Origin of the sequence: Pseudomonas sp. FSL W5-0299, from assembly GCF_005930655.1 — a bacterium.
Taxonomy (GTDB): domain Bacteria; phylum Pseudomonadota; class Gammaproteobacteria; order Pseudomonadales; family Pseudomonadaceae; genus Aquipseudomonas; species Aquipseudomonas mandelii.
Window position 1 is genome coordinate 169,215 of the sequence record NZ_RXHX01000007.1, and the last position, 25,309, is coordinate 194,523.

Annotated in this window: 22 protein-coding genes; 10 read left to right on the forward strand and 12 right to left on the reverse strand. The window is 59.4% G+C overall.

The window, feature by feature from the left end:
- Positions 1-38 precede the first annotated feature (38 nt).
- The 4 genes from FHL16_RS12025 to FHL16_RS12040 form a co-directional block, all read right to left on the reverse strand.
- Positions 39-416 carry a hypothetical protein gene (locus tag FHL16_RS12025; protein ID WP_010462860.1) on the reverse strand — a complete coding sequence of 126 codons (378 nt, stop codon included), beginning with the start codon at positions 414-416 and terminating at the stop codon, positions 39-41.
- 75 nt (positions 417-491) lie between these two features.
- Positions 492-1,301: a putative RNA methyltransferase gene (locus FHL16_RS12030; protein WP_077748321.1), complete on the reverse strand. Its 810-nt coding sequence runs from the start codon at positions 1,299-1,301 to the stop codon at positions 492-494.
- Positions 1,301-2,452 (reverse strand): succinyl-diaminopimelate desuccinylase, encoded by a 1,152-nt coding sequence (dapE, locus tag FHL16_RS12035; protein WP_010462857.1) that lies wholly within the window; start codon positions 2,450-2,452, stop codon positions 1,301-1,303. The genes FHL16_RS12030 and dapE overlap by 1 nt, the downstream gene beginning before the upstream one ends.
- Positions 2,453-2,648: 196 nt before the next feature.
- A complete protein-coding gene (locus FHL16_RS12040; protein ID WP_077748322.1) occupies positions 2,649-5,240 on the reverse strand; it encodes a glycosyltransferase in 2,592 nt (863 codons plus the stop codon).
- Between the two features lie 217 nt (positions 5,241-5,457).
- On the opposite strand from FHL16_RS12040, the gene tcdA reads away from it, so the two are divergent.
- Positions 5,458-6,270, forward strand: a complete 813-nt coding sequence (gene tcdA / locus FHL16_RS12045; RefSeq protein ID WP_371917147.1) for a tRNA cyclic N6-threonylcarbamoyladenosine(37) synthase TcdA — start codon at positions 5,458-5,460, stop codon at positions 6,268-6,270.
- An 88-nt stretch (positions 6,271-6,358) separates the two neighbouring features.
- On the opposite strand, the gene FHL16_RS12050 is transcribed toward tcdA, so the two are convergent.
- The 4 genes from FHL16_RS12050 to FHL16_RS12065 all read right to left on the reverse strand — a co-directional run bounded on the left by FHL16_RS12050 (position 6,359) and on the right by FHL16_RS12065 (position 9,557).
- A complete protein-coding gene (locus tag FHL16_RS12050) occupies positions 6,359-6,763 on the reverse strand; it encodes a SufE family protein (RefSeq protein WP_010462851.1) in 405 nt (134 codons plus the stop codon).
- A complete protein-coding gene (locus FHL16_RS12055; protein ID WP_077748324.1) occupies positions 6,760-7,965 on the reverse strand; it encodes an aminotransferase class V-fold PLP-dependent enzyme in 1,206 nt (401 codons plus the stop codon). The genes FHL16_RS12050 and FHL16_RS12055 overlap by 4 nt, the downstream gene beginning before the upstream one ends.
- A 161-nt stretch (positions 7,966-8,126) precedes the next feature.
- Positions 8,127-9,161: a 2,3,4,5-tetrahydropyridine-2,6-dicarboxylate N-succinyltransferase gene (gene dapD, locus FHL16_RS12060; RefSeq protein WP_077748325.1), complete on the reverse strand. Its 1,035-nt coding sequence runs from the start codon at positions 9,159-9,161 to the stop codon at positions 8,127-8,129.
- Positions 9,162-9,194: 33 nt separating this feature from the next.
- The gene (locus FHL16_RS12065; RefSeq protein ID WP_010462846.1) at positions 9,195-9,557 is read right to left on the reverse strand and encodes an ArsC family reductase; all 363 of its coding nucleotides are present in this window, start codon (positions 9,555-9,557) and stop codon (positions 9,195-9,197) included.
- 211 nt (positions 9,558-9,768) lie between these two features.
- Here FHL16_RS12065 and FHL16_RS12070 point away from each other — a divergent pair, with 211 nt between their 5' ends.
- Positions 9,769-11,403: a Na+/H+ antiporter gene (locus FHL16_RS12070; protein WP_010462844.1), complete on the forward strand. Its 1,635-nt coding sequence runs from the start codon at positions 9,769-9,771 to the stop codon at positions 11,401-11,403.
- On the opposite strand, the gene FHL16_RS12075 is transcribed toward FHL16_RS12070, so the two are convergent.
- The 4 genes from FHL16_RS12075 to map all read right to left on the reverse strand — a co-directional run bounded on the left by FHL16_RS12075 (position 11,309) and on the right by map (position 17,400).
- Positions 11,309-12,169: a hypothetical protein gene (locus FHL16_RS12075; protein WP_138739035.1), complete on the reverse strand. Its 861-nt coding sequence runs from the start codon at positions 12,167-12,169 to the stop codon at positions 11,309-11,311. The genes FHL16_RS12070 and FHL16_RS12075 overlap by 95 nt on opposite strands.
- A gap of 373 nt (positions 12,170-12,542) precedes the next feature.
- On the reverse strand, positions 12,543-13,742 hold the full coding sequence (gene dapC / locus FHL16_RS12080; protein ID WP_077748327.1) for a succinyldiaminopimelate transaminase: 1,200 nt from the start codon (positions 13,740-13,742) through the stop codon (positions 12,543-12,545).
- 122 nt (positions 13,743-13,864) lie between these two features.
- Positions 13,865-16,567, reverse strand: coding sequence for a [protein-PII] uridylyltransferase (locus tag FHL16_RS12085; RefSeq protein ID WP_010462838.1), 2,703 nt, complete (start codon positions 16,565-16,567; stop codon positions 13,865-13,867).
- A 50-nt stretch (positions 16,568-16,617) separates the two neighbouring features.
- Positions 16,618-17,400 carry a type I methionyl aminopeptidase gene (gene map, locus FHL16_RS12090; RefSeq protein WP_010462836.1) on the reverse strand — a complete coding sequence of 261 codons (783 nt, stop codon included), beginning with the start codon at positions 17,398-17,400 and terminating at the stop codon, positions 16,618-16,620.
- Positions 17,401-17,773: 373 nt separating this feature from the next.
- Here map and rpsB point away from each other — a divergent pair, with 373 nt between their 5' ends.
- From rpsB to rseP, 8 genes are all read left to right on the forward strand, one after another.
- Positions 17,774-18,511: a 30S ribosomal protein S2 gene (rpsB, locus tag FHL16_RS12095; protein WP_007907989.1), complete on the forward strand. Its 738-nt coding sequence runs from the start codon at positions 17,774-17,776 to the stop codon at positions 18,509-18,511.
- 190 nt (positions 18,512-18,701) lie between these two features.
- Positions 18,702-19,565 carry a translation elongation factor Ts gene (tsf, locus tag FHL16_RS12100; protein ID WP_010462832.1) on the forward strand — a complete coding sequence of 288 codons (864 nt, stop codon included), beginning with the start codon at positions 18,702-18,704 and terminating at the stop codon, positions 19,563-19,565.
- Between the two features lie 209 nt (positions 19,566-19,774).
- Complete coding sequence (gene pyrH / locus FHL16_RS12105) at positions 19,775-20,518, forward strand: UMP kinase (protein ID WP_003172271.1); 744 nt, start codon at positions 19,775-19,777, stop codon at positions 20,516-20,518.
- A complete protein-coding gene (gene frr / locus FHL16_RS12110) occupies positions 20,515-21,072 on the forward strand; it encodes a ribosome recycling factor (protein ID WP_010462824.1) in 558 nt (185 codons plus the stop codon). Before pyrH ends, frr begins: the two co-directional genes overlap by 4 nt.
- 13 nt (positions 21,073-21,085) lie before the next feature.
- Positions 21,086-21,841 carry a polyprenyl diphosphate synthase gene (gene uppS, locus FHL16_RS12115; RefSeq protein ID WP_010462822.1) on the forward strand — a complete coding sequence of 252 codons (756 nt, stop codon included), beginning with the start codon at positions 21,086-21,088 and terminating at the stop codon, positions 21,839-21,841.
- A complete protein-coding gene (locus tag FHL16_RS12120; protein WP_010462821.1) occupies positions 21,841-22,647 on the forward strand; it encodes a phosphatidate cytidylyltransferase in 807 nt (268 codons plus the stop codon). Before uppS ends, FHL16_RS12120 begins: the two co-directional genes overlap by 1 nt.
- On the forward strand, positions 22,644-23,834 hold the full coding sequence (gene ispC, locus FHL16_RS12125) for a 1-deoxy-D-xylulose-5-phosphate reductoisomerase (protein ID WP_077748328.1): 1,191 nt from the start codon (positions 22,644-22,646) through the stop codon (positions 23,832-23,834). Before FHL16_RS12120 ends, ispC begins: the two co-directional genes overlap by 4 nt.
- A 53-nt stretch (positions 23,835-23,887) precedes the next feature.
- Positions 23,888-25,240 (forward strand): sigma E protease regulator RseP, encoded by a 1,353-nt coding sequence (gene rseP, locus FHL16_RS12130; RefSeq protein WP_010462816.1) that lies wholly within the window; start codon positions 23,888-23,890, stop codon positions 25,238-25,240.
- The last annotated feature ends 69 nt before the right edge of the window (positions 25,241-25,309 follow it).

Here is a 25,309-nt window from a genome sequence, read left to right on the forward strand (position 1 = left end):
GGCAAGCCTCGCTCCTACAGGTTTTGTGGGAACGTGGATTACGCGGTTTTCCAGATGATTTCTTCTTCACCGTCAGCGCTGATGCGCATCCAGCGATCGGCCGTTTCTTCACCTTCTTCCTCAACCCAGCTGCCCGGTGCGCAACGCACTTCGACATTCAGTGCGGCAAACGCGGCGCGGGCGCAGGCGATGTCGTCTTCCCACGGGGTCTGGTCGCTGTCCAGGAACAGGCTGTTCCATTTGCCCACGGCTTTGGGCAGCCAGGTGACCGACACGTTGCCGGCCTTGCACTTGTAGGTCTGGCCCTTCTTGACCCATTCACTGCACTGGCCCAACGCTTCGCTAAGCCAGTCTGCAACGGCCTTGTAGTCGACGTCAGCGTCTTTCAGGTAAATCTCGATATCGGGTTGGCGCATGGATGTCCTCACTGCGGTCTTGAAAAATCCATTCGCGGATTTAGCCGGCCTCAAGCTGTTGCTCAAGACCAAAAATTATTGAAGTACGAAATAATCGTAGCGCATCGACACGGTGACCTCGAACGGCTCCGCCTGCTCGATGACCGCCGTCCGGCGTTCGGCACTGGCACGCCAGCCGTGTGGCGTCATGGCCAGCAGGTTGGCGCGATCCTGACCCTTTTCCAGCGTCAGTCTGAATTCCAGGGTCTCGCTGTGTTGCAGCGCCATGCCTTCCGGCACCAGGGCCAGATGCTTGTCGTCGGTGTATTCACGGACTTCGTCGTACAGCCGCTCGCGCAATTCCATCAGGTGGCCGCTGGTCGGCCCGACTTTCATCAAACCGCCGCCGGGGCTGAGCAGGCGTTTGGCTTCTTCCCAATCCAGCGGACTGAAGACGCTGGCGAGAAACTGGCAGCTCCCCGAGGCCAACGGCACCCGGGCCATGCTGGCGATCAACCAGGTCAGCTGCGGATTGCGTTTGCAGGCGCGTTTGACCGCTTCCCGGGAGATGTCCAGCGCATAGCCATCGGCATTGGGCAGGGCTTCGGCAATTTGCGCGGTGTAGTAACCCTCGCCGCAACCGATGTCCAGCCAGCGCTGGGGCGCGTACTGCGCGGCCAGTTCGGCCAGGCGCTTGGCCACCGGCGCGTAATGGCCGGCGTTCAGGAAGTCGCGACGGGCCTCGACCATGGCGAGGTTATCCCCAGGGTCGCGGCTGTTCTTGTGCTGCACTGGCAGCAGATTCAGGTAACCCTGCCGCGCACGGTCGAAACGATGCCCGGCGGGGCAGGCCACGCCGTTGTCCACCGCGTTGAGCGGTTCGCTGCAGATCGGGCAGGCGAGCATCAGGCGAGCAACTTGATCAGGGTCTGGTAGTAGATTTCGGTCAGCACATCGAGGTCGGCGGCCAGTACACGCTCGTTGACCTGGTGAATCGTCGCGTTGACCGGGCCCAGTTCAACCACTTGGGTGCCCATGGTTGCGATGAAGCGCCCGTCGGAGGTGCCACCGCTGGTGGAGGCTTTGGTTTCGCGCCCGGTGATGTCCTTGATGCTCGACGCCACGGCATCCAGCAATGCACCCGGCTCGGTCAGGAACGGCAGGCCGGACAATGCCCAGTCGATGTGCCAGTCCAGGCCATGTTTGTCGAGGATGTCGGCGACGCGCTTTTGCAGGCCTTCAACGGTGGACTCGGTGGAGAAGCGGAAGTTGAACACCGCCACCAGGTCGCCCGGAATCACGTTGGTCGCGCCGGTGCCGGAATTGACGTTGGAAATCTGGAAACTGGTCGGCGGGAAGAAATCGTTGCCGTGGTCCCAATGCTCGGCGGCCAGTTCGGCCAGGGCCGGGGCAGCGAGGTGGATCGGGTTCTTCGCCAGGTGTGGATACGCCACGTGACCTTGCACACCGCGAACGGTCAGCTTGGCACCGAGTGAACCGCGACGGCCGTTCTTGACCACGTCACCCACCAATGTTGTGCTCGATGGTTCGCCGACGATGCACCAGTCCAGACGTTCCTTGCGCGCGGCGAGGCGTTCAACCACGGCCTTGGTGCCATGGTGCGCCGGGCCTTCTTCGTCGCTGGTGATCAGGAACGCGACCTTGCCCTTGTGATCCGGGTAGTCGGCGACGAAGCGCTCGGCGGCCACGGTCATGGAGGCCAGGCTGCCTTTCATGTCGGCCGCGCCACGACCGCAGAGCATGCCGTGTTCGTCGATCAGCGCGTTGAACGGGTCGATCTGCCAGGCAGACACCGGGCCGGTCGGCACCACGTCGGTGTGTCCGGCGAAGCACAGCACCGGGCCGTCGTGTTTACCGTGGGTCGCCCAGAAGTTATCCACATCTTCGATGCGCATCGGCTCCAGGGTGAAACCGGCATCGCCCAGGCGCTGCATCATCTGCTTCTGGCAATCGGCGTCGACCGGCGTCACGGACGGACGGCGGATCAGGTCGATGGCGAGTTGAAGGGTCGGCGAAAGGTCGGCGTGGGCCGTCATGTAAGACTCCGGAGCTTTATTTGTAGGAGCGAGGCTTGCCCGTGAAGAACGATAGTGAGGTGTATCTGTTACACCGAGTCGCTTCATTCGCGGGCAAGCCTCGCTCCTACAGGAATTGAGGCAAGGCGCGCAAAATGGCGGTTATCTTAAAGCAAAACGGCGGCCATTGGCCGCCGTTTAGTGCATCTGTACTGATTTAGACAGCCGGTGCGGTCGCGGCTTCGGCCACCGGTTTCGGCAGCGAAGACAGGAACGCCATGATCAGCGCCGCCAGGTACGGCAGCGACTGCACCAGCAACATGGTCACCCAGAAGCGCATGTCGTTGCTCGGCATGCCGTTTACCAGGTAAATCCCCAGCGCCGCGCCCCACAACAGCAGCATGATGAACACCTCTTCGCGCGCCTCCGAAATCGCCACCCAGAAGCCGTGGTTATCGGCGTTCTTTGGTGTGCGGAAAAACGGAATGCTGCTGGTGAAGAAACCGTACAGCACTGCTTTGGCGATGGTGTGCGACAACGCCAGCCCGGCCAGTGCCGCGCAGAACGCATCCTTGAGGTTGACCCCCACCGCACGACGGTAGAGGAAGATGATCTTGCCCACCTTGAATACGAACAGCGCCAACGGCGGGATGGCGAAAATCAGCAACGGCGGATCGACCCGCTGCGGCACGATAATCATCGCCGCCGACCACAACAGGGCGCCCACGGTGAAGAAGATGTTCATGCCGTCCGCCACCCACGGCAACCAGCCCGCAAGGAAGTGGTAACGCTGGCCACGGGTCAGCTCGCTGCCTTTGCCGCGCAGCAGGCTGGTGGTATGACGCTTGATGATCTGAATCGCACCGTAAGCCCAGCGGAAACGCTGTTTCTTGAAGTCGATAAAGGTATCGGGCATCAGGCCTTTGCCGTAGCTGGTGTGGTAATACGCCGCCGACAGGCCTTTTTCGAACACCCGCAGACCCAACTCGTCGTCTTCACAGATGCACCAGTCGGCCCAGCCCAGTTCCTCGAGCACCGAACGTCGGGTCATGGTCATGGTGCCGTGCTGGATGATCGCGTCACGGTCGTTGCGGGTGACCATGCCGATGTGGAAGAAGCCTTTGTATTCCGCGTAGCAGAGCTTCTTGAACGTGCTTTCGTTCTGATCGCGGTAATCCTGCGGCGACTGCACCACGGCGATTTTCGGGTCGGCGAAGTGCGGCACCATGTGCTTGAGCCAGTTCGGGTCAACACAGTAGTCCGAGTCGATCACCGCGATCACTTCGGCATCCTTGGCGGTGTGCGGAATCAGGTAATTCAGCGCGCCACCCTTGAAGCCGGCCAGTGGCGCGACGTGGAAGAACTTGAAACGCGGGCCCAGGGTTGCGCAGTAATCGCGCACCGGTTCCCAGACCGCCGGGTCCTTGGTGTTGTTGTCGATGATCAGGACTTCAAAGTCCGGATAGTCGAGGTTGGCCAGGGCGTTGAGGGTCTGTTTGACCATCTCCGGCGGCTCGTTGTAGCAAGGGACATGAATCGACACTTTCGGTCGGTAGTCCGATTCGCCCACCACCGGCAGGAATTCGCGCCGACGCTTGTGGGTCCAGACCGCTTCGGCCAGTTCATGCGCTTCGGTCAGCAATACGATAAAGACCCCGAGTGCGCCCAAGGCAAGGAGAAATCCTATCGTCAGGCTGAACCAGGTGCTGTATTGCAGGCTGTAGTCGTAACCGATCCACACCAGCACCGATCCGCAGAGGAAGGCGATAAAGGTCAGGAAGGTACGGCCGCGTTGACGCAGCGCCGAGCCGTCGATCATCAGCAGGGTCAGGGACAGCAGCGCCAGGACCACCGAGCCGACCGCCAGCACGCGCCATTGCGGAATCGCGACAACCGGGCCTTCGAAGTTGAATTTCTGCTGGCGCGCGGCGTTGAAAACACCCCAGTAAGCGCCCACCGAACCTTCGTCGCTGGCCTTCCAGGGTTGGTCAAACGCTTCGATCACGAAGTAGTTGAAACCCTGGCGGTTGAGCTTGTTGACCAGCGTGCGCAGGTAAATCGCCTGGTCTGCCGGCGACGCATCGGCGCCTCCGCGCATACGGCCGTTGCTCGGCCAGCCGACTTCCGACAGCAACAGCGGTTTTTTCGGGAACATCTTTTTCAGATCACGGGCACGGTCGAGTACGAACTGCCCGGATTGCTCCATCGGCACATGTTCCCAATACGGCAAGACGTGGGCAGCGATCAGGTCGACGTGCTTGGCCAGGCTCGGGTTTTCTTCCCATACGTGCCATTGCTCGGACGTGGTCACCGGCACTTTCACTGCCGCGCGGACGCGATCCAGAATGATGCTGAGTTCCGCGGCGGTAATTTCCTTACGGAAGATCGCCTCGTTGCCTACAACCACGCGAACCACGCTGCGGGAGGTGTTGGCGAGTTCGATGGCGCGCAGGATCTCACGCTCGTTGCGTTCCTCGTCCGGGCTGATCCAGATACCGAGGGTGACCCGCAAGCCGAATTCTTCCGCCAGTTTGGGAATGTCTCCCAGGGAGCCGTCGACTGAGTAAGTACGGATGTTGTCCGTCAGCTTGCTCATGATCTCCAGGTCGCGACGCATTTCATCGTCGGTCGGGTATTGCTCCTTCTGCGGATACTGGCCTTGCTGGAACGGCGAGTACGAGAAGCCGGAGATCTGTTCGGGCCAGTTGGGGGCGGTGACCGGGCGATTGATCAGCGCCCAGAAGCCGGTAAACAAGGCGGCGATGGCGAGCACCACGACCAGGTTGAGTCCAAATTTACGCGATGACATAGCTATTTCAGGTTCCAAAGGCTGTGGAACGAAGGACCGGTCGGCGTGTGCCAAGGGGCGCGCATCCTACACCGGGCATTCCCTGAGCGTATAGCTGACAGGGAAATGCCCTACGTTTGGCAATCCCGTTTCGCATAAGTTCTTACACTTGTCGCGGGAACTTAGATCTTGTCGCTGTCTGGCCCTATAATGCGCGCCGGTTTTTGGGGTTATGGTCATGAGTACAGAAGATCCGCGGTTTGCAGGCATCGCCCGTTTGTATGGCATCGACGGCTTGGAGCGTCTGCGCGCAGCCCATGTGGCCATCGTCGGTGTCGGTGGCGTCGGTTCCTGGGCAGCGGAAGCCATTGCCCGTTGTGGCGTCGGCGAGATTTCGCTGTTTGACCTGGACGACGTTTGCGTCAGCAACGCCAACCGCCAACTGCACGCGCTGGACAGCACTGTCGGCAAACCCAAAGTCGAAGTGATGGCAGAGCGGTTACGCGGGATCAACCCGGACTGCACGGTGCACGCGGTGGCGGATTTTGTGACGCGCGAGACCATGGCCGAGTACATCACGCCAAACATCGACTGCGTGATCGATTGCATCGACAGCGTGAATGCCAAGGCAGCGCTGATCGCCTGGTGCAAGCGCCGCAAGATCCAGATCATTACTACCGGCGGGGCAGGCGGGCAGATCGACCCGACACTGATCCAGGTCTGCGACTTGAACCGCACCTTCAATGACCCGTTGGCATCGAAAGTGCGCTCGACCCTGCGCCGTGACTACGGCTTCTCGCGTACCGTGACGCGTCATTACAGCGTGCCGTGCGTGTTTTCGACCGAGCAACTGCGCTACCCGAAACCGGATGGCAGCATCTGTTTGCAGAAAAGTTTTGTCGGCGATGGCGTGAAGCTCGACTGCGCCGGCGGGTTTGGCGCAGTGATGATGGTGACGGCGACGTTCGGCATGGTCGCGGCGACCAAGGCTGTGGATAAAATTGTGGCGGGTGTACGGCGGCCGGCGGATCGGGTCAAGCCTGAGGTTTAAGGTTGCAGCTGTCGGCCTCATCGCGAGCAGGCTCGCTCCCACAGGTGAACGCGTTCCAATGTGGGAGCGAGCCTGCTCGCGATGGCGATTAACCAGCCAACTCATTCATCCGCTGAAGCACTGCATTGAGGCCATTACTGCGCGAAGGCGACAGTTGCCGCGAAAGCCCAAGCTGATTGAACCACTCCGGCAAATCCACCTGGCGCAACTCATCCGCCGACAAGCCGTTGACCCGCGCCAGCAGCAACGCCACCAACCCGCGAATCAACCGCGCATCGCTGCTCGCTGCAAACTGCCAGTGACCGTCATTCAACGAACCCACCAGCCACACCTGACTTTCACAGCCATGCACGCGGTTGGCGTCGACTTTATCCACATCACTCAACGCAGGCAGACGGTCGCCCCATTGCATCAGCAGCCGCGCCCGCTGCTCCCAACCGGCGGCAGCCTGAAAGGTGTCGAGTGCCATGACGGCATCAGCCGGTAAGCTCATCGCAACAACTCCAGCGCCTGATCCAGCGCTTCAAAGAACCGTTCGAGGTCTTCGGAGTCGTTGTACAGCGCCAACGACACTCGGATCGCCCCGGCCAGTTCGAAGCTTTTGAGCAACGGCATCGCACAGTGATGACCGGCGCGCACGGCGATGCCCTGTTCGGTCAGCAAATGCGCCAGGTCAGAGTTATGCACACCCTCGACGACAAAACTGGCCAACGCCAATTGCGGTTTGCCCAGCAGTCGAATGCCATTGCGCGCTTCAAGCCCTTTCAATAAATAGTCATGCAGCGCCGCCTCATGGGCCGAGACCGCGTCCTGATCAAGCCCCGCGAGATAATCCAGCGTCGCCCCCAGGCCGATCACACCGGCAATCGGCGGAGTACCGGCCTCGAAACCCAGAGGCGCGGGGCGAAAGCGTGCGCTGTGGTAATCCGCATCCAGCACCATTTCACCGCCGAACTGCCAATGGCGCAGTTGTTTCAGCGCCTCATGGCGACCGAACAGCACGCCCAGACCGTCGGGGCCATAGAGTTTGTGGCTGGAAAATACATAGAAGTCGCAACCCAGCGCCTGCACGTCATGCCGACCATGAACCACGCCTTGCGCGCCATCGACCACGGTCAACGCGTCGTGCGCCTTGGCCATCGCCAGCAAGGCGGGTAACGGCTGCCAGACACCGAGCACATTCGACAGCTGACTGACCGCCAGCAAACGGGTTCGTGGGCCGATCAACTGCGTGGCGGCGTCGAGGTCGATCACCCCGTCGGCGTTCAATGGCAGGACCACCAGTTTCAAGTCGCGCCGGTGCGCCAGTTGCTGCCACGGCAGCAGGTTGGCGTGATGCTCCAGGGCGCTGATGACAATCTCATCGCCCGGATTGAATAGATGCTCAAGGCCATAGGCCAGGAGGTTCAGCGCGGAGGTCGCGCCGTGGGTAAAGATGATCTGCCCGCAATCGCCGGCATTCAGCCATTGCGCGACTTTGCTGCGGCTGGCCTCGAATGCCTGGGTGGCATGGGCGCCGGGCAAGTGTTGCGCCCGATGTACGTTGGCCGCGCCGTTGGCGTAGTAATGCGTCAGCGCATCCAGCAAGGCTTGAGGTTTTTGCGTGGTGGCGGCGTTATCCAGATAGGTCTGGTCTTGCCGTTGGAGCCCGGCGATAGCCGGAAAGTCGGCGCGCCAGGGAGAGAGAATCATCATGCTGTCGGGCCCTGGTCAACATGGGCGGGTGAACACCTGACCTGATGGTCTGGTCTACGCCGAACCTGTAGGCGCGAAGCTTGCTCGCGAAGCTTTTGGCGGCCTCAAGGGCCCCTCCGCGAGCAAGCTTCGATCCTACAGGGTAATCCGTGTGACGCCGCTTAGTTGTGAGCGTGCAGCGCTTCGTTCAGTTCGATCGCCGATTTGTGGGTTTTGCATTCCACGGCACCGGTTTCCGAATTGCGACGGAACAGCAAGTCAGGCTGGCCAGCGAGTTCACGGGCCTTCACGACTTTCACCAGCTGGTTTTTTTCGTCCAGCAGTGCGACTTTGGTACCGGCGGTCACGTACAGGCCCGACTCGACGGTGTTGCGATCGCCCAACGGAATGCCGATACCGGCGTTCGCGCCGATCAGGCAGCCTTCGCCCACCTTGATCACGATGTTGCCGCCGCCCGACAGGGTGCCCATGGTCGAGCAACCGCCACCCAGGTCAGAACCCTTGCCGACGAAGACGCCAGCGGAAACGCGGCCTTCGATCATGCCCGGGCCTTCGGTGCCGGCGTTGAAGTTGACGAAACCTTCGTGCATCACGGTGGTGCCTTCGCCGACGTAGGCGCCCAGACGAATTCGTGCCGCGTCAGCGATACGCACGCCGGCCGGAACCACGTAGTCGGTCATTTTCGGGAACTTGTCTACCGAGAACACTTCCAGCAGCTCGCCGCGCAGACGGGCTTCCAGTTGATGCTCGGCCAACTCGGCCAGGTCGATGGCACCCTGGCTGGTCCAGGCTACGTTCGGCAGCAGCGGGAACACGCCCGCCAGGTTCAGGCCGTGCGGCTTGACCAGACGATGGGACAGCAGGTGCAGCTTGAGGTAGGCCTCAGGCGTGGAGGTCAATTGAGCGTCTTCGGCCAGGATGGTCGCGACCAGCGGCTTGTGGCTCTCGGCCAGACGGGTCAACAGGGCGGCTTGTGCCGCATCGACGCCTTTCAACGCTTCAGCCAGTTGCGAGGCCTGAGCGGTAGTGAAGGCGATGGCCTGATTGCCTTCGGTGTAGCCCAGAACCGGCGCGATGGCCGCGACCAGTTCGGCCGACGGGTTAAGCAGTGGCTGCGCGTAAAACACTTCCAGCCATGCGCCTTGACGGTTTTGAGTGCCGACACCAAAGGCCAGGCTGAACAGGGTAGTGGACATGTAAATACCTCTAACAAAATTGAACGGGCAGGCTTACTTGAGCGCCGCCGCGTAGATATCTGGCTTGAAGCCAATCAGGGTTCGGTCACCGAGATCGAGCACCGGGCGCTTGATCATCGAGGGTTGTGCGAGCATCAGTTCGATCGCTTTCGCTTGGTCGAGATCGGCTTTGCGTTCGTCGTCGAGCTTGCGAAAGGTCGTGCCTGCACGGTTCAACACCACTTGCCAGCCGTGCTCGTCGCACCATTGGGTCAGGTGTTCACGGTCGATTCCGGCCGTCTTGTAATCATGGAAGTCATAGCTGACAGCGTGTTCATCGAGCCAGGTGCGCGCCTTTTTCATGGTGTCGCAGGCTTTGATGCCGAAAAGGTGCAACGTTTTGCTTGAAACGGTCAAGGAATTGCCCCCTTTGCAGGTGCTGGAAATAAAAGGTGAAGGATTATGCCATGACCGGACGGTTTCGCGGCGGCCGCGGTCGTTTAGTCATCGTAAGCCCGCTGGGTTTGCGCTGTTTCAGGGTGATGCGACATTGGTGCAACGGTCAGCCCGCAGTCTAAGCGGCTAATATGGCACTTCAATGCTGTCGATTACCTGGGAACCGCGCTTTATGCAAACCGCCTACACCGTCCTGATCCTGCTGATGCTGGTGGGCCTTTCACGCCTGATCGGACGGGTGATCCCGCTGCCGTTGCCCTTGGTGCAAATTGCCGCGGGTGCGTTGCTCGCCTGGCCGACCTTGGGTCTGCATGTGGCGCTGGATCCGGAATTGTTCCTCTTTCTGTTCCTGCCGCCGCTGCTGTTCTCCGACGGCTGGCGTATGCCCAAACGTGAACTGTGGCGCCTGCGCGGGCCGATCCTTACCCTGGCGGTGGGGCTGGTGTTGTTTACGGTGGTCGGCGCTGGCTATTTCATACATTGGTTGTTACCGAGTATTCCACTGCCGGTGGCCTTTGCGCTGGCGGCCGTGCTGTCGCCGACGGATGCCGTGGCGGTCTCGGCGATTTCCCAGAACCGCTTGCCGACGCCGCTGATGCACATGCTGCAAGGCGAGGCGTTGATGAACGATGCCACGGGCCTGGTGACGTTCAAGTTTGCGTTGGCCGCAGCGGTGACCGGGGTGTTTTCGCTGGCGAATGCCAGTGTGACCTTTGTGCTGGTGGCGCTCGGCGGCCTGGCCGTCGGTGTGGCCTTGAGCTGGCTGGTGGGACGCCTGCGTTCCTGGATGATCGCTCGCGGCTGGGATGATCCGGCGACGCATGTGGTGTTCATGTTGCTGCTGCCGTTCGCGGCTTATGTGCTGGCTGAGCGTCTTGGCGCTTCCGGCATCTTGTCCGCCGTGGCTGCGGGGATGATGCAGAGCTGGCTCGACCTGCTCCCGCGCCAGACCAGCACTCGATTGCTCAACCGCAGCGTCTGGTCGTTGCTTGAGTTTGCTTTCAACGGCTTGATCTTCCTGCTGCTGGGATTGCAACTGCCGGACATCATCAAGGCGGTGGTCAGCCACGAAACATCGCTATGGCCGACGTTGCTGTATCGCTGTCTGGACGTAGTGGCGATTTTTCTGGTGCTGCTGTTGTTGCGGTTTGTCTGGGTACAGAGCATCTGGCGCTTGTCTGTTTTGCTGCGACGCCTGCGCGGTAAAGGCGAAGTGACTCAAGTGCCGACCGCGCGCTCCTGCTGGCTGCTGACGGTCGGTGGCGTACGCGGGGCGGTGACACTGGCAGGCGTGCTTTCGGTGCCGCTGCTGATGGGCGGCGACGCATTCCCCGAGCGGGATCTGCTGATCTTCATCGCCGCCGGGGTGATTCTGCTGTCCCTGATCGCCGCCTGCATCGCTTTGCCGCTGTTGCTGCGCGGCATCGAAAAAAGCCCTGACGACAAGCGCCGCAATGAAGTGCGTGATGCCTGGCGCAAAACCGCTGAAGCGGCGATTCATGCGCTGGAAGTCGAGGAAGCCAAGCCTGCGGATGCGGCCGAGGCCGCGTTGGCCGTCGAACTCAAAGCGCGGATCATGTCCGAATATCGGCATCAACTGGAGGTCTTCAATGACTCGGCCGAGGCCCAGGCATTGGCATTTCAGATGGACTTGCTGGAGCGGCGTCTGCGGTTGAAGGCGCTGCGAGCGCAGCGCCTGGAGTTGTACAAACTCAGTCGTCATCACCAGATTGGTGATGACGTGTTGCGAGAAGTGTTGGGTGAGCTGGATTTGAGTGAGGCCAACCTGGGTCAAGTGAAGGCGTGAGCGAAGGGTCGACCTGACGGTTTTCAGCGTGGGTAAACCGAGCTGATGAACTTGATATCTTGCTCGGACAGTTGGTTGTTTTGAGGGACTTCGATCTTGTCCCACATGACACTCGCAGGAAAGGCGTAGTGCATGATTGATTTCGGGTCGTAGGGTGTTTGCCGGGTGTGGCTGTAATCAAATTTTTCAGGACATTCCGGTAAATCTCTTCTTCGGTCCAGCCGTGTTCTTTGAATTCGCGATAGAGAGCGGATAAATTCCAGTCCAGTGGCGCGTCGGGATGCTGATGTTCATGTTCAACCCCTAGTGCATGGCCGAACTCATGCATGGCAGCTACCGTGAAAAAAGAAGACTGGTAGTCGGTGCCCAGCACCATTGTGGGCAGGTGCGGGAGAATGTTTCGTGCGTCTGTCCCAATGACAGAGCTGCCTGCGCCATCTTTGAAGTGAGACAGTAATATTCGTATGTCCCCGTCATACAACTCGTCGTTATCGTCCAGCTCGATGAATTCGAATTTCAGGTTTACGTGGGGCGCCCATTGGTTGATGGCGGCGACGACGGTCTGGAACATGGCTTCGTCATAGCGTGTGATAGCAATACGCAGCGTTTGGCCGTTGGTCCAGAATTTGGCAGGCGCCGCGACGCTTCGTGTAGTGCGGGAAAGGGAGTTGCCAATAGCCTCGTGATCGAGTGCTTCGGAGGTGTTAGTAGTTGAGCCGGCATCGATGAGGCCGTAAGTGCGGCAGCAGGGTTTTGGGATATTCATATATTATTGCTACTTGTGGGTGTTTAAATATTTTGATGTTTTTAAGGCGCAAAAAACTGCTCGCATGGCAGTTACGTGTGTTCTGCGTTCGATAAGTAGTAATCGATATAAAGACAAGTAGCGAATATTGTGGTGTTTCAGTATGTTTTGGTTTGAAGGTGTTGTGTTGTGTTGTGCGTTGTGAATGCTAAAGGTTTTTTGCGTGGTTATATATTTAGGAGTGGCTATATATACTGGGTGGTTTCTTTTATTTCGAGTATGCAGAAGTGCTACTGGTAAGAAGTGCATTCAAGTAATTTGAATGTCTGTAACGGGGTGAGTTCGGCTTTATAAACAAGCCCCGCGCCATGAGGTATGGCGCGGGGTGTCAGTGTTATTTATGGCGCGTAATAAAGGCGCGGATGCGTTCTGCGGCTTCTATGCATTCTGCCAGTGGCGCAACCAGCGCCAAGCGTACACGGCCTGCGCCCGGGTTGAAGCCATCAACTGCGCGAGACAGATAAGAACCCGGCACCACGGTCACGTGTTCTTCCACAAACAGATCACGGCAGAACGCCTCGTCATCGCCTTCAACATTCGGCCACAGGTAAAAACCACCGTCCGGACGCTGCACATCCATCACCGGGCTGAGGATTGCCAGCACCGCATCGTACTTCTCGCGGTACAGCGCACGGTTGGCGCGCACATGTACTTCGTCATTCCACGCGGCGACGCTGGCCAGTTGGGTTTGAACGGGCATGGCGCAGCCGTGGTAGGTGCGATAGAGCAGGAAGCCCTTGAGGATGTCGGCGTCACCGGCGACAAAACCTGAACGCAGGCCCGGCAGGTTGGAGCGCTTGGACAGGCTGTGGAACACCACGCAGCGTTTGAAGTCCTTGCGGCCCAGTTCCACGCAAGCGCTGAGCAGGCCCGGCGGCGGTGTCTGTTCGTCGAAATACAGCTCGCTGTAGCATTCGTCAGCGGCGATCACGAAGTCGTATTCGTCAGCCAGGGCGATCAGTTTTTTCAGGGTGTCGAGCGGAATCAGCGCGCCGGTCGGGTTGCCTGGCGAGCACAGGAACAGGATCTGGCAGCGTTTCCAGATGTCCGGCGAGACAGCGTCGAAATCCGGGTTGAAGCCGTTTTCGTCCAGGCACGGCAGATAGTGCGGCTTGGCCCCGGCGAGGAACGCCGCGCCTTCGTAGATCTGGTAGAACGGATTCGGGCTGACCACCAGCGCGTCTTCGCCACGGTTGACCACGGTCTGGGTGAACGCAAACAGTGCTTCTCGGGTGCCATTGACTGGCAACACGTTGCGCGCCGGGTCGAGCCAGCCGGTCGGAACGCTGAAGCGGCGTTCGCACCAGGCGGCGATGGCTTCACGCAGGGCGGGAATGCCGAGGGTGGTCGGGTACACGGCCATCTGATCCAGATTGCTTGCCAGGGCTTCAGCGACAAAGCTTGGCGAACGGTGCTTCGGCTCGCCGATGGACAGCGCGATGGCGCGCTTTTCCGGGTTTGGCGTGACGCTGCCGAGCAGGGCGCGGAGCTTCTCGAACGGATAGGGCTGCAACTGGTTCAGAGCGTTGTTCATGAGGGGGCCTCGTTCATTGTGGGAGCGAGCCTGCTCGCGAAGGCGGTGTGTCAGAAACGATGATGTTGACTGACCCTCCGCTATCGCGAGCAGGCTCGCTCGCACAGGGGAAAATTGTGAGTTCAGATACTGATGCGTGACAATTTGATATCGGGTTCGTTACTGACGGTCAGCTGTTCAACGATCGCATCTTGCAAGCGGGTACACAGCAGCGGGTCGGACAATGGCTGGTTGTTCGCGTCGGTGATAAAGAACACGTCTTCCACGCGTTCGCCCAAGGTCGCAATCTTGGCGTTCTGCAGCGACAGGTCGAACTCGAGGAAGATCGTGCCGATCCGCGCCAGCAGACCCGGACGGTCCGGAGCACTGAGTTCCAGCACCGTCACCGGACGCTGAGCGTCGTTGTGGATCGTCACCTGTGGCGCAAACGCGAAATGCTTGAGCTGACGCGGCACGCGGCGCTGGATGATGGTCGGGTAGTCGTCCGGGTTGCGCAGGGCTTCGGTCAGACCCTCGCGGATCTGTTTGACCCGCGCCGGGTTATCACCGATCGAGTCGCCGTCAGTGTCGAGCACGATATAGGTGTCGAGGGTGAACTGGCTGCTGGAGGTGATGACCCGGGCGTCGTGAATGTTCAGGTTGAGCTGGTCCATCGCGGCCACAGTCACGGCGAAGAAGTCATGCTGGTCAGGTGCGTAGATGAAGATCTGCGTACCCCCCTCGAATTCACGCTGGGTGGTTTCCTTGATCAGCACCAGCGGCCCGCCATCGGCCGGTTGCTGGAGGATCGCGTCACTGTGCCAGGCGACGTCGCCGGCGGTGTGACGCAGGAAGTAGTCATCGCCCAGTTGCGACCACAGCTGTTCGACATCGTCCGGGTCGGTACCGCCGCGCACCAGGATGTCCAGGGCGGCGCTCTGGGTCTGGCGGATCTGCATTTCGCGGTCCACCGGGTTTTCCAGGCCGCGTCGCAAGGCGCGCTTGGTCTCGGTGTAGAGCTGGCGCAAGAGGCTGGCGCGCCATGAGTTCCACAGGGTCGGGTTGGTGGCGTTGATGTCGGCCACGGTCAATACGTACAGGTAGTCGAGACGGGTTTCGTCGCCGACGGCCTGGGCGAAATCGTGGATTACCTGCGGGTCGGACAAGTCCTTGCGCTGGGCGGTGGTCGACATCACCAGGTGATTCTGCACCAGCCAGACGATCAGGCGAGTGTCCCATACCGGCAATTGGTGGCGCTGGCAAAACGCTTCGGCATCCACCGCGCCGATTTCCGAGTGGTCGCCATGCCGGCCTTTGCCGATGTCGTGGTACAGGCCTGCCAGGTAAATCAGCTCGGGTTTGGGCAGCTTGGCCATGAGCTTGCTGGCCAGCGGGAATTTTTCCGATACCTGGGTGTACTGCAACTTGCGCAGGTGCTTGATCAGATTCAGGGTGTGGGCGTCGACCGTATAGATATGAAAGAGGTCGTGTTGCATCTGCCCGACAATGAAGCCGAACTCCGGCAGGTAACGCCCGAGGATGCCGTAGCGGTTCATCCGGCGCAGGTTGCGGTGGATACCGATCTTGCACTTGAACAGCTCGATGAACAGGCTGGTGTTGCGAATGTCGTTGCGGAAATCGTCGTCGATCAGGTGACGGTGCTCGCGCAGCAGACGAATGGTGTCGGCGCGCACGCCTTTGATTTCCGGTTGCTGGGCCATCAGCACGAAGATCTCGAGCATGGCGAACGGCGTGCGACGGAACACGTTGTCGTTGCGCGCTTCGATATAGCCATCGTGTAGCTGGAACCGCGAGTTGATCGGCTGCGGCGGCGCTTCGTCTTCCGGGGCGAGGATGACTTCTTCGAAGTGCTGAATGATCAGGTCGCTAAGCTGGGCAATGCTCATGACCACCCGGTAATACTGCTGCATGAAGTTTTCGATGGCTTGCTTGGCGTCATCGCCCTCGAAACCCAGCAGCCCGGCAATCGAGCGCTGGTGGTCGAACAGCAAGCGGTCTTCGGAACGACCGGCGAGCATGTGCAGCGCGTACCGGACCTTCCACAAAAACTCCTGGGACGAGGCGAGCAGGGCGTTTTCGCTTTCGACCAGAAAGCCTTCGCCTGCCAGTGCTCGCAGGTTCAGGGTGCCGTATTCGCGACGGGCCACCCACAGAATCGTCTGAATGTCCCGCAGGCCGCCGGGCGAACCTTTGACGTTGGGTTCCAGGTTGTATTCGGTGTCGTTGTATTTGTGGTGACGGGCCTTTTGCTCGGCACGCTTGGCCAGGAAGAACTCCTTGCTCGGCCACATGTGCGCGGTGCTGGTGACGTCAAGCATGCGCTGGCGCAAACGCTCGGGACCACAGATGGTGCGGCTTTCCATCAGGTTGGTGACCACCGTCAGGTCGGCGCGGGCTTCAATGGCGCATTCGTCCACCGAGCGAACGCTCTGGCCGACTTCCAGGCCGATGTCCCACAACAGCGTCAGAAAACGCTCGATGGAATCGCGGAAAACTTCGTGATCGGCGCTGTCCAGCAGGATCAGCAGGTCGATGTCGGAATAAGGGTGCAACTCACCGCGACCGTAGCCACCGACCGCGACCAGCGCGATGTCGGCGTCTTCGCTCCAGTTGAACTGCTCCCAGGCTTTTTGCAGGATGTTATCGACGAACCAGGCGCGATCCTCGATCAGCCGGCGAATGTCCCGGCCGCTGCGAAAGCGCCCGTCGAGCACCTCGCGGGCCTGGCGGATCGCCTTCTTGAAGGCCGCGATCGGGCTTGCCTTCAGGGCCAGTTCAGCCTGGAACTGACCGCGGTCGAAGAGTTCGGGATCCACCTGCGGCATCGATTGGCTTTCCTATCTATCTATAAGGCTGGGAGCTGCCTGGGTTCGGATCAGGCCGAAACGCGCGGGATGGTGTCATCGGCGCGCAAGGTGAAGATCTCGTAACCAGTCTCGGTCACCAGCAGGGTGTGCTCCCACTGGGCCGACAACTTGCGGTCCTTGGTGATCGCGGTCCAGCCGTCGCCCAATACCTTGGTGTCAGCCTTGCCCTGGTTGATCATCGGCTCGATGGTGAAGGTCATGCCCGCTTTCAGCTCCATGCCGGTGCCGGCGCGGCCGTAATGCAGGATTTGCGGCTCTTCGTGAAACACCTTGCCGATGCCATGGCCGCAGAACTCGCGAACCACCGAGAAACCGTTCTTTTCAGCGTGTTTCTGGATGATTTCACCGATGTCGCCCAGGCGGCAGCCGGGTTTGACGATCTCGATGGCCTTGTACATGCATTCCTGAGTCACTTGCGACAGGCGCTCGGCCCAGACCGGCACGCTGCCGACGTGGAACATGCGGCTGGTGTCGCCGTGGAAACCGTCCTTGATGACGGTGACGTCGATGTTCAGGGTGTCGCCATCCTTCAGCGGCTTCTCGTTCGGGATGCCGTGGCAGACCACGTGGTTGATCGAGGTGCAGATCGACTTCGGGTAGCCTTTGTAGTTGAGCGGGGCAGGGATGGCTTTCTGCTCGTTGACGATGTAGTCGTGGCAGATGCGGTCCAGCTCTTCGGTGGTGATCCCCGGCTTGACATGTTCGGCAATCATTTCCAGCACATCGGCGGCCAGTTTGCCGGCGACACGCATCTTTGCGATGTCCTCGGGGGTTTTGAGGGTGACGGTCATACAGGCTCTCTCTGCGCTCAATGGCGCTTGCTAAAACGAAATGGGCATTGCGCGTTCGATCTTCGCGGCCCTGAAAAACGCAATTCTAACAGACGATCAGCGCAAATCTGAGCCTCTGTGCATCGCTTCTCTCTATAGATTGGCGCATTCTTGGGCGATTCCAAGTGCGCGGTTGAAGTCACGCATCAGGAATTGAGAATCCGGGTTCCGTTTTTTGCATCCCTGTGATATAAAATGCGCCGCTTTCCGGGGATACCCCGAAAGGCTTAAATCCACACACGTGTCGACACGATGACCTGGGTGCCTTCAGCTGATGCTGCTGGTTGGTCATTGGGATACGTGGAGGCCAAACCCGACTTATTAAGGAACTATCATGTCCCAAGTCAACATGCGCGATATGCTGAAGGCCGGTGTGCACTTCGGTCACCAGACCCGTTACTGGAACCCGAAAATGGGTAAGTACATTTTCGGCGCGCGTAACAAGATTCACATTATCAACCTTGAAAAAACCCTGCCAATGTTCAACGAAGCTCTGACTTTCGTAGAGCGTCTGGCCCAGGGCAAAAACAAGATCCTGTTCGTCGGCACCAAGCGTTCCGCTGGCAAGATCGTTGCTGAAGAAGCAGCACGTTGCGGTTCGCCGTACGTCGATCACCGCTGGTTGGGCGGCATGCTGACCAACTTCAAAACCATCCGTGCTTCCATCAAGCGTCTGCGTGACCTTGAAGTGCAAGCCGAAGACGGTACTTTCGCCAAGCTGACCAAGAAAGAAGCGCTGATGCGCACTCGCGATCTTGAGAAGCTCGATCGTTCCCTGGGTGGTATCAAGGACATGGGCGGTCTGCCAGACGCTCTGTTCGTTATCGACGTTGATCACGAGCGCATCGCGATCACCGAAGCCAACAAGCTGGGCATCCCGGTTATCGGCGTAGTCGATACCAACAGCAGCCCGGAAGGCGTTGACTACATCATCCCAGGCAACGATGACGCAATCCGCGCTATCCAGTTGTACATGGGTTCGATGGCTGACGCAGTCATCCGCGGTCGCAACCACGTTGCTGGCGGCACCGAGCAGTTCGTTGAAGAAGCTCCGGCGGCTGCAGCTGAGTAATTGACGCCCTGGCGTTGACTCAGTAAGCAAAAAGGGGGCTTGGCCCCCTTTTTGCCACCTCGAAAACCGTTTGTGGGCAGCGCAGCTACAGCCTTTGTAACGTGCAGCCGCTAACAAATGGGGTCGGGAAGAATTGATCGCCCGTTTGATCGGGTGGAATGGTTGAAAACCTATCCAAGAGGATTTTGAAATGGCAGAGATTACTGCAGCGTTGGTTAAAGAACTGCGTGAGCGTACCGGCGAAGGCATGATGGATTGCAAAAAGGCCTTGACCAAGGCCGGCGGCGACATCGAAAAAGCCATTGATGACATGCGTGCTTCCGGCGCCATCAAGGCTGCCAAGAAAGCAGGCAACGTAGCTGCTGAAGGCGCTATCGCTCTTAAAGAAGACGGTAAAACCGCCGTTCTGTTGGAAGTTAACTCGCAGACTGACTTCCTGGCCCTGCAAGACGACTTCAAGGCATTTGTTGCTTCCAGCGTTGAAAAAGCGTTCGCTGACAAGCTGACTGATGTCGCTCCGCTGATCGAAGCTCAAGAAGCCGATCGCCTGGTTCTGGTCGGCAAGGTTGGCGAAAACGTCAACATCCGTCGCCTGGCTCGCGTTGAAGGTGATGTTGTTGGTGGTTACCTGCACGGCAACAAGATCGGTGTTGCGGTTGTTCTCAAAGGCGGCACCGTTGAGCTGGCCAAAGACATCGCCATGCACGTAGCGGCCACCAACCCTGAATTCCTGCTGCCATCGGAAGTTTCCGCTGAAGCGGTCGAGCGCGAAAAAGGCGTTTTCCTGACCCTCAACGCTGACAAGATCGCTGGCAAGCCAGAAAACATCGTTGAAAACATGGTCAAAGGCCGTATCAGCAAGTTCCTGGCTGAAGCGAGCCTGGTTGAACAGGCGTTCGTCAAGAACCCTGAAATCAAGGTCGGCGAACTGGCCAAGAAAGCCGGTGCTGAAATCGTTTCTTTCACCTACTTCAAAGTAGGCGAAGGCATCGAGAAGCCGGTCGACAACTTCGCTGAAGAAGTTGCTGCCCAGCTGGCTGCCGCCAAGCAATAAGACGGTTTTTAACTGTCGCCCTGAAGAGGCTGCCCGCTTACGCGCGCAGCCTCTTTTCAGATGGGGCACCAATTTTTATTGGTTTCCCTTTGGAACTGGCTTACAAAGCCATGTTCCGATGGCGCTGAAGCAGCGCCAAGCTAGAGTGAACGCCAGCTGTAAACAGCTCGCAAAGAATTTTTAAAAATACGCCGCAGGAGAGATTCGCAATGGCTCAGCAGGGCAGTGGTTATCAGGCTCGCTATAAACGCATTCTACTCAAGCTTAGCGGCGAGGCCCTGATGGGCTCGGAAGAGTTCGGGATCGATCCGAAAGTTCTGGATCGCATGGCGCTTGAAGTCGGCCAACTGGTCGGCATCGGTGTTCAGGTCGGTCTGGTGATCGGCGGTGGCAACCTGTTCCGCGGTGCAGCGCTGAGCGCGGCCGGCATGGATCGGGTAACGGGCGACCACATGGGCATGCTGGCCACTGTGATGAACGCCTTGGCCATGCGCGATGCGCTGGAACGTGCCAATATCTCGGCCATCGTGATGTCGGCCATTTCCATGGTGGGCGTGACTGATCACTATGATCGTCGCAAAGCCATGCGTCACCTGAACGCCAAGGAAGTGGTGATTTTCGCCGCCGGTACCGGGAATCCGTTCTTCACTACGGATTCGGCAGCCTGCTTGCGAGCAATCGAAATCGACGCCGATGTCGTGCTCAAGGCGACCAAGGTCGATGGCGTCTACACCGCTGACCCATTCAAAGACCCGCATGCCGAGAAGTTCGATCATCTGACTTACGATGAAGTGCTGGATCGCAAGCTGGGCGTGATGGATTTGACGGCCATTTGCCTGTGCCGCGACCACAAGATGCCGTTGCGCGTCTTTAACATGAACAAGCCCGGCGCCCTGCTGAACATCGTGCATGGCGGCGCTGAAGGGACCCTGATCGAGGAAGGCCAACAATGATCAATGAAATCAAGAAAGACGCTCAAGAGCGCATGAAAAAATCCGTGGAATCGCTGCTGCACAACTTCGGCCGTATTCGTACCGGCCAGGCGCACCCAAGCATTCTTGAAGGCGTGATGGTGCCGTATTACGGTTCCGACACCCCGATCAAGCAGGTGGCGAACATCACCGTCAAAGACGCCCGTACCCTGCAAGTCGTGGCCTTTGAGCGCAACATGCTGGGTGCCGTCGACAAGGCCATCGGTAGTGCGGGTCTGAACCTCAACCCGACCAACCTGGGCGAGTTGTTGCTGATCTCCATGCCGGCCCTGACCGAAGAAACCCGCAAGGGCTTCACCAAGCAGGCTCGTGACGTCGCTGAAGATGCCCGTGTTGCCGTGCGCAACATCCGTCGCGATGCCAACAGCTCGCTGAAGGATCTGGTCAAGGAAAAAGAAATCAGCGAAGACGAAGAGCGTCGCGCCACTGGCGAGATCGACGATTTGACCAAGAAGTATGTGGCTGAAATCGACGCGCATCTGGCACAGAAAGAAAAAGACCTGATGGCCGTATAAGGGTCGCGTTTTCATGGAAAAGACTAAGCAGACTGCGCCGTCCGCGGTGCCGCGCCATGTCGCGATCATCATGGATGGTAATAATCGCTGGGCGAAAAAACGCTTTATGCCGGGTGTCGCCGGGCATAAAGCGGGCGTGGATGCAGTTCGCGCAGTGATTGAGGTGTGTGCCGAGGCCGGGGTCGAGGTATTGACCCTGTTCGCCTTCTCCAGTGAGAACTGGCAGCGCCCGGCCGATGAAGTCAGTGCCTTGATGGATCTGTTCTTCAAGGCGTTGCGTCGCGAGGCCAAGCGCCTCAATGACAACAACATCAGTCTGCGCATCATCGGTGATCGTTCGCGCTTTCATCCCGAGCTTCAAGTGGCCATGCGTGAAGCCGAGGCGATGACTGCTGGTGCCAACCGCTTTGTCCTGCAGATTGCCGCCAACTACGGCGGCCAGTGGGACATCGCGCAAGCCGCGCAGCGTCTGGCGCGGGAGGTTCAGGCCGGGCACCTGCGTCCGGAGGACATCACTCCGGAGCTGTTGCAGACCTGTCTGGCCACCGGCGATCTGCCGTTGCCAGACTTGTGCATCCGCACCGGTGGCGAGCACCGCATCAGTAACTTCCTGCTCTGGCAACTGGCTTATGCCGAGTTGTACTTCTCCGACCTGTTCTGGCCGGACTTCAAACACGACGCCATGCGTAACGCGCTGGCCGATTTCGCTTCTCGCCAGCGTCGCTTCGGTAAAACGAGCGAGCAGGTCGAGGCTGGAGCCCGGGTTTAATGCTCAAACAACGAATCATCACCGCGCTGATCCTGCTGCCGATCGCTTTGTGCGGGTTTTTCCTGCTCGAAGGCACAGGCTTTGCGCTGTTCATCGGGCTGGTCGTGACCCTCGGCGCGTGGGAATGGGCTCGCCTGGCAGGCTTCAACGCCCAGCCGATTCGCGTGGCCTACGCGGTTGTGGTCGCCTTGATGTTGTTTGTCATGCACATCCTGCCGGGGCTCGCGCCCTGGGTATTGGGCGCTTCGGTGCTCTGGTGGGGTGTGGCGACGTATCTGGTGCTGACCTACCCGCGTTCCAGCGAGCACTGGTCCAGCGCCGCCTGCAAGCTGGTGATCGGTTTGCTGATCCTGCTGCCGGCCTGGCAGGGGCTGGTCCAGATCAAGCAGCAACCTTTGGGTAACTGGTTGATCATGGCGGTGATGGTCCTGGTCTGGGGTGCCGATATCGGCGCGTATTTTTCCGGCCGGGCCTTTGGCAAGCGCAAGCTGGCGCCGCAGGTCAGTCCTGGCAAGAGCTGGGAAGGCGTGTACGGCGGTTTGCTGTTGAGTCTGGTGATCACGGCGATCGTTGGTTTTGTGCGCGACTGGAGTTTCGTGCAAATGCTGATGGGCCTGATCGGTGCGGCAGTGATCGTTTTCATCTCGGTCGTGGGCGACCTCACCGAGAGCATGTTCAAGCGTCAATCGGGGATCAAGGACAGCAGTAACTTGCTGCCGGGCCACGGCGGGGTGCTGGATCGCATCGACAGCCTCACGGCCGCGATCCCGGTCTTTGCCGTGTTGTTGTGGATGGCTGCACCGTGAGCCGCCCACAACAAATTACCGTTCTGGGGGCGACCGGTTCTATCGGTCTGAGCACCCTGGACGTGATCGCTCGCCATCCCGAGCGTTATCAGGTGTTCGCCTTGAGCGGTTTTACTCGCCTGAGTGAGCTGCTGGCTTTGTGCGTGCGTCATACGCCGCAGTTTGCCGTCGTGCCGGAAGTGGGCGCTGCCCGAGCCTTGCAGGTCGACTTGCGCGCCGCAGGCCTCTCGACCCGCGTGCTGGTTGGGGAGGAGGGGCTGTGTCAGGTGGCTTCCGACCCTGAGGTCGATGCGGTCATGGCGGCCATCGTCGGCGCGGCGGGCTTGCGTCCGACCCTGGCGGCAGTCGAGGCGGGCAAGAAGATTCTGCTGGCCAACAAAGAAGCGCTGGTCATGTCGGGTGCGCTGTTCATGCAGGCCGTGCGCAAAAGCGGTTCAGTGCTGCTGCCGATCGATAGCGAGCACAACGCGATTTTTCAATGCATGCCACAGGATTTCGCCCGCGGACTTGGCGCGGTGGGCGTGCGTCGGATTCTGCTGACAGCTTCTGGTGGTCCGTTCCGACAGACACCGATGGCCGAACTGGTGCATGTTTCCCCTGAGCAAGCGTGCGCTCATCCGAACTGGTCCATGGGGCGTAAGATTTCGGTTGATTCGGCCAGCATGATGAACAAAGGGCTCGAGTTGATCGAGGCCTGCTGGCTGTTCGACGCCAAGCCATCCCAGGTCGAAGTGGTGATTCATCCTCAGAGCGTGATTCATTCGCTGGTCGACTATATCGATGGCTCGGTACTGGCCCAGTTGGGCAATCCTGACATGCGCACGCCGATCGCCAACGCCCTGGCCTGGCCAGAGCGCATCGATTCTGGTGTGGCGCCACTGGATCTGTTTGCCATCGCGCGACTGGACTTCCAGGCGCCCGATGAAGAGCGTTTCCCTTGCCTGCGCCTTGCGCGTCAGGCTGCCGAAGCCGGCAATAGCGCGCCGGCCATGCTCAATGCGGCGAATGAAGTGGCTGTCGCGGCGTTTCTCGACGAGCGGGTTCGCTACCCGGAAATCGCGAGTATCATCGAGGAAGTGTTAAACCTTGAGCCGGTCGTTGCGGTGGATGATCTCGAGGCGGTGTTTACCGCCGACGCGAAAGCGCGGGTACTCGCCGAACAATGGTTGAGTCGTCACGGGCGGTAAGTGCTGCAATACGTTGACCCATGCGGCATTGGACAGGATTGCGGAGAAAGTAGATGAGCGCGCTCTATATGATTGTCGGCACCCTGGTTGCACTGGGCGTGCTGGTCACCTTCCACGAGTTTGGCCATTTCTGGGTCGCACGTCGCTGTGGGGTCAAAGTGCTGCGTTTCTCCGTAGGCTTCGGCATGCCGCTGCTGCGCTGGCACGACAAGAAAGGCACCGAGTTCGTGGTGGCTGCCATTCCGTTGGGCGGCTACGTGAAGATGCTCGACGAGCGCGAAGGTGATGTGCCAGCCGATCAGCTCGATCAATCCTTCAATCGCAAATCGGTCCGCCAGCGCATTGCCATCGTGGCTGCCGGACCGATCGCCAACTTTTTATTGGCAATGGCTTTTTTCTGGGTATTGGCCATGCTCGGCAGCGAGCAGGTGCGGCCGGTCATCGGTGCGGTCGAGTCCGGCAGTATCGCCGCCAAGGCCGGTCTGGGTGCTGGTCAGGAAATTATTGCCATCGATGGCGAGCCAACTTCTGGCTGGGCCGCAGTGAATCTGCAGCTGATCCGTCGTCTTGGCGAGAGCGGTTCTATTCAATTGCTGGTGCGTGAGCAGGGCTCCACGGCGGACTCACCCCGTGAGCTGATGCTGGATAAATGGCTCAAGGGTGCTGACGAACCGGATCCGATTCGTTCGCTGGGTATTCGCCCTTGGCGTCCGGCGTTGCCGCCCGTGCTGGCTGAGCTTGACTCGAAAGGGCCGGCACAGGCAGCGGGCCTGAAGACCGGTGATCGGTTGTTGGCACTTGATGGCAAGTCACTTGATGACTGGCAGCAGGTGGTCGACACGGTCCGTATGCATCCGGATACCAAAATCATGCTGCGCGTTGAGCGTGATGGTGCTCAAATCGACGTCCCTGTGACCTTGGCCGCTCGCGGCGAAAGCAAGGCGCCCACCGGTTATCTGGGCGCGGGGGTGAAAGCGGTTGATTGGCCACCAGAGATGATTCGCGAGGTCAGTTATGGCCCCGTGGCCGCAATTGGCGAGGGTGCACGACGCACCTGGACCATGAGCGTGCTGACCCTCGATTCGCTAAAGAAAATGTTGTTCGGCGAGCTCTCGGTAAAAAACTTGAGTGGACCGATAACCATTGCTAAAGTGGCGGGCGCTTCTGCCCAGTCGGGTGTCGCTGATTTCCTGAATTTCCTTGCTTATCTGAGTATTAGCCTGGGGGTTCTGAATTTGTTGCCCATTCCTGTACTGGATGGGGGACATTTGTTGTTTTATCTGATCGAGTGGGCGCGTGGTCGTCCCTTGTCGGATCGGGTGCAGGGTTGGGGGATACAGATCGGTATCAGTTTGGTGGTCGGGGTGATGTTGCTTGCTCTGGTCAATGATTTGGGCCGTCTGTAACACTTCGCTGAATTGCGAATCTGCCGCACTTTGCGGCAGTTTGTTTATTGCCAGTTGGAATAAGAAAGG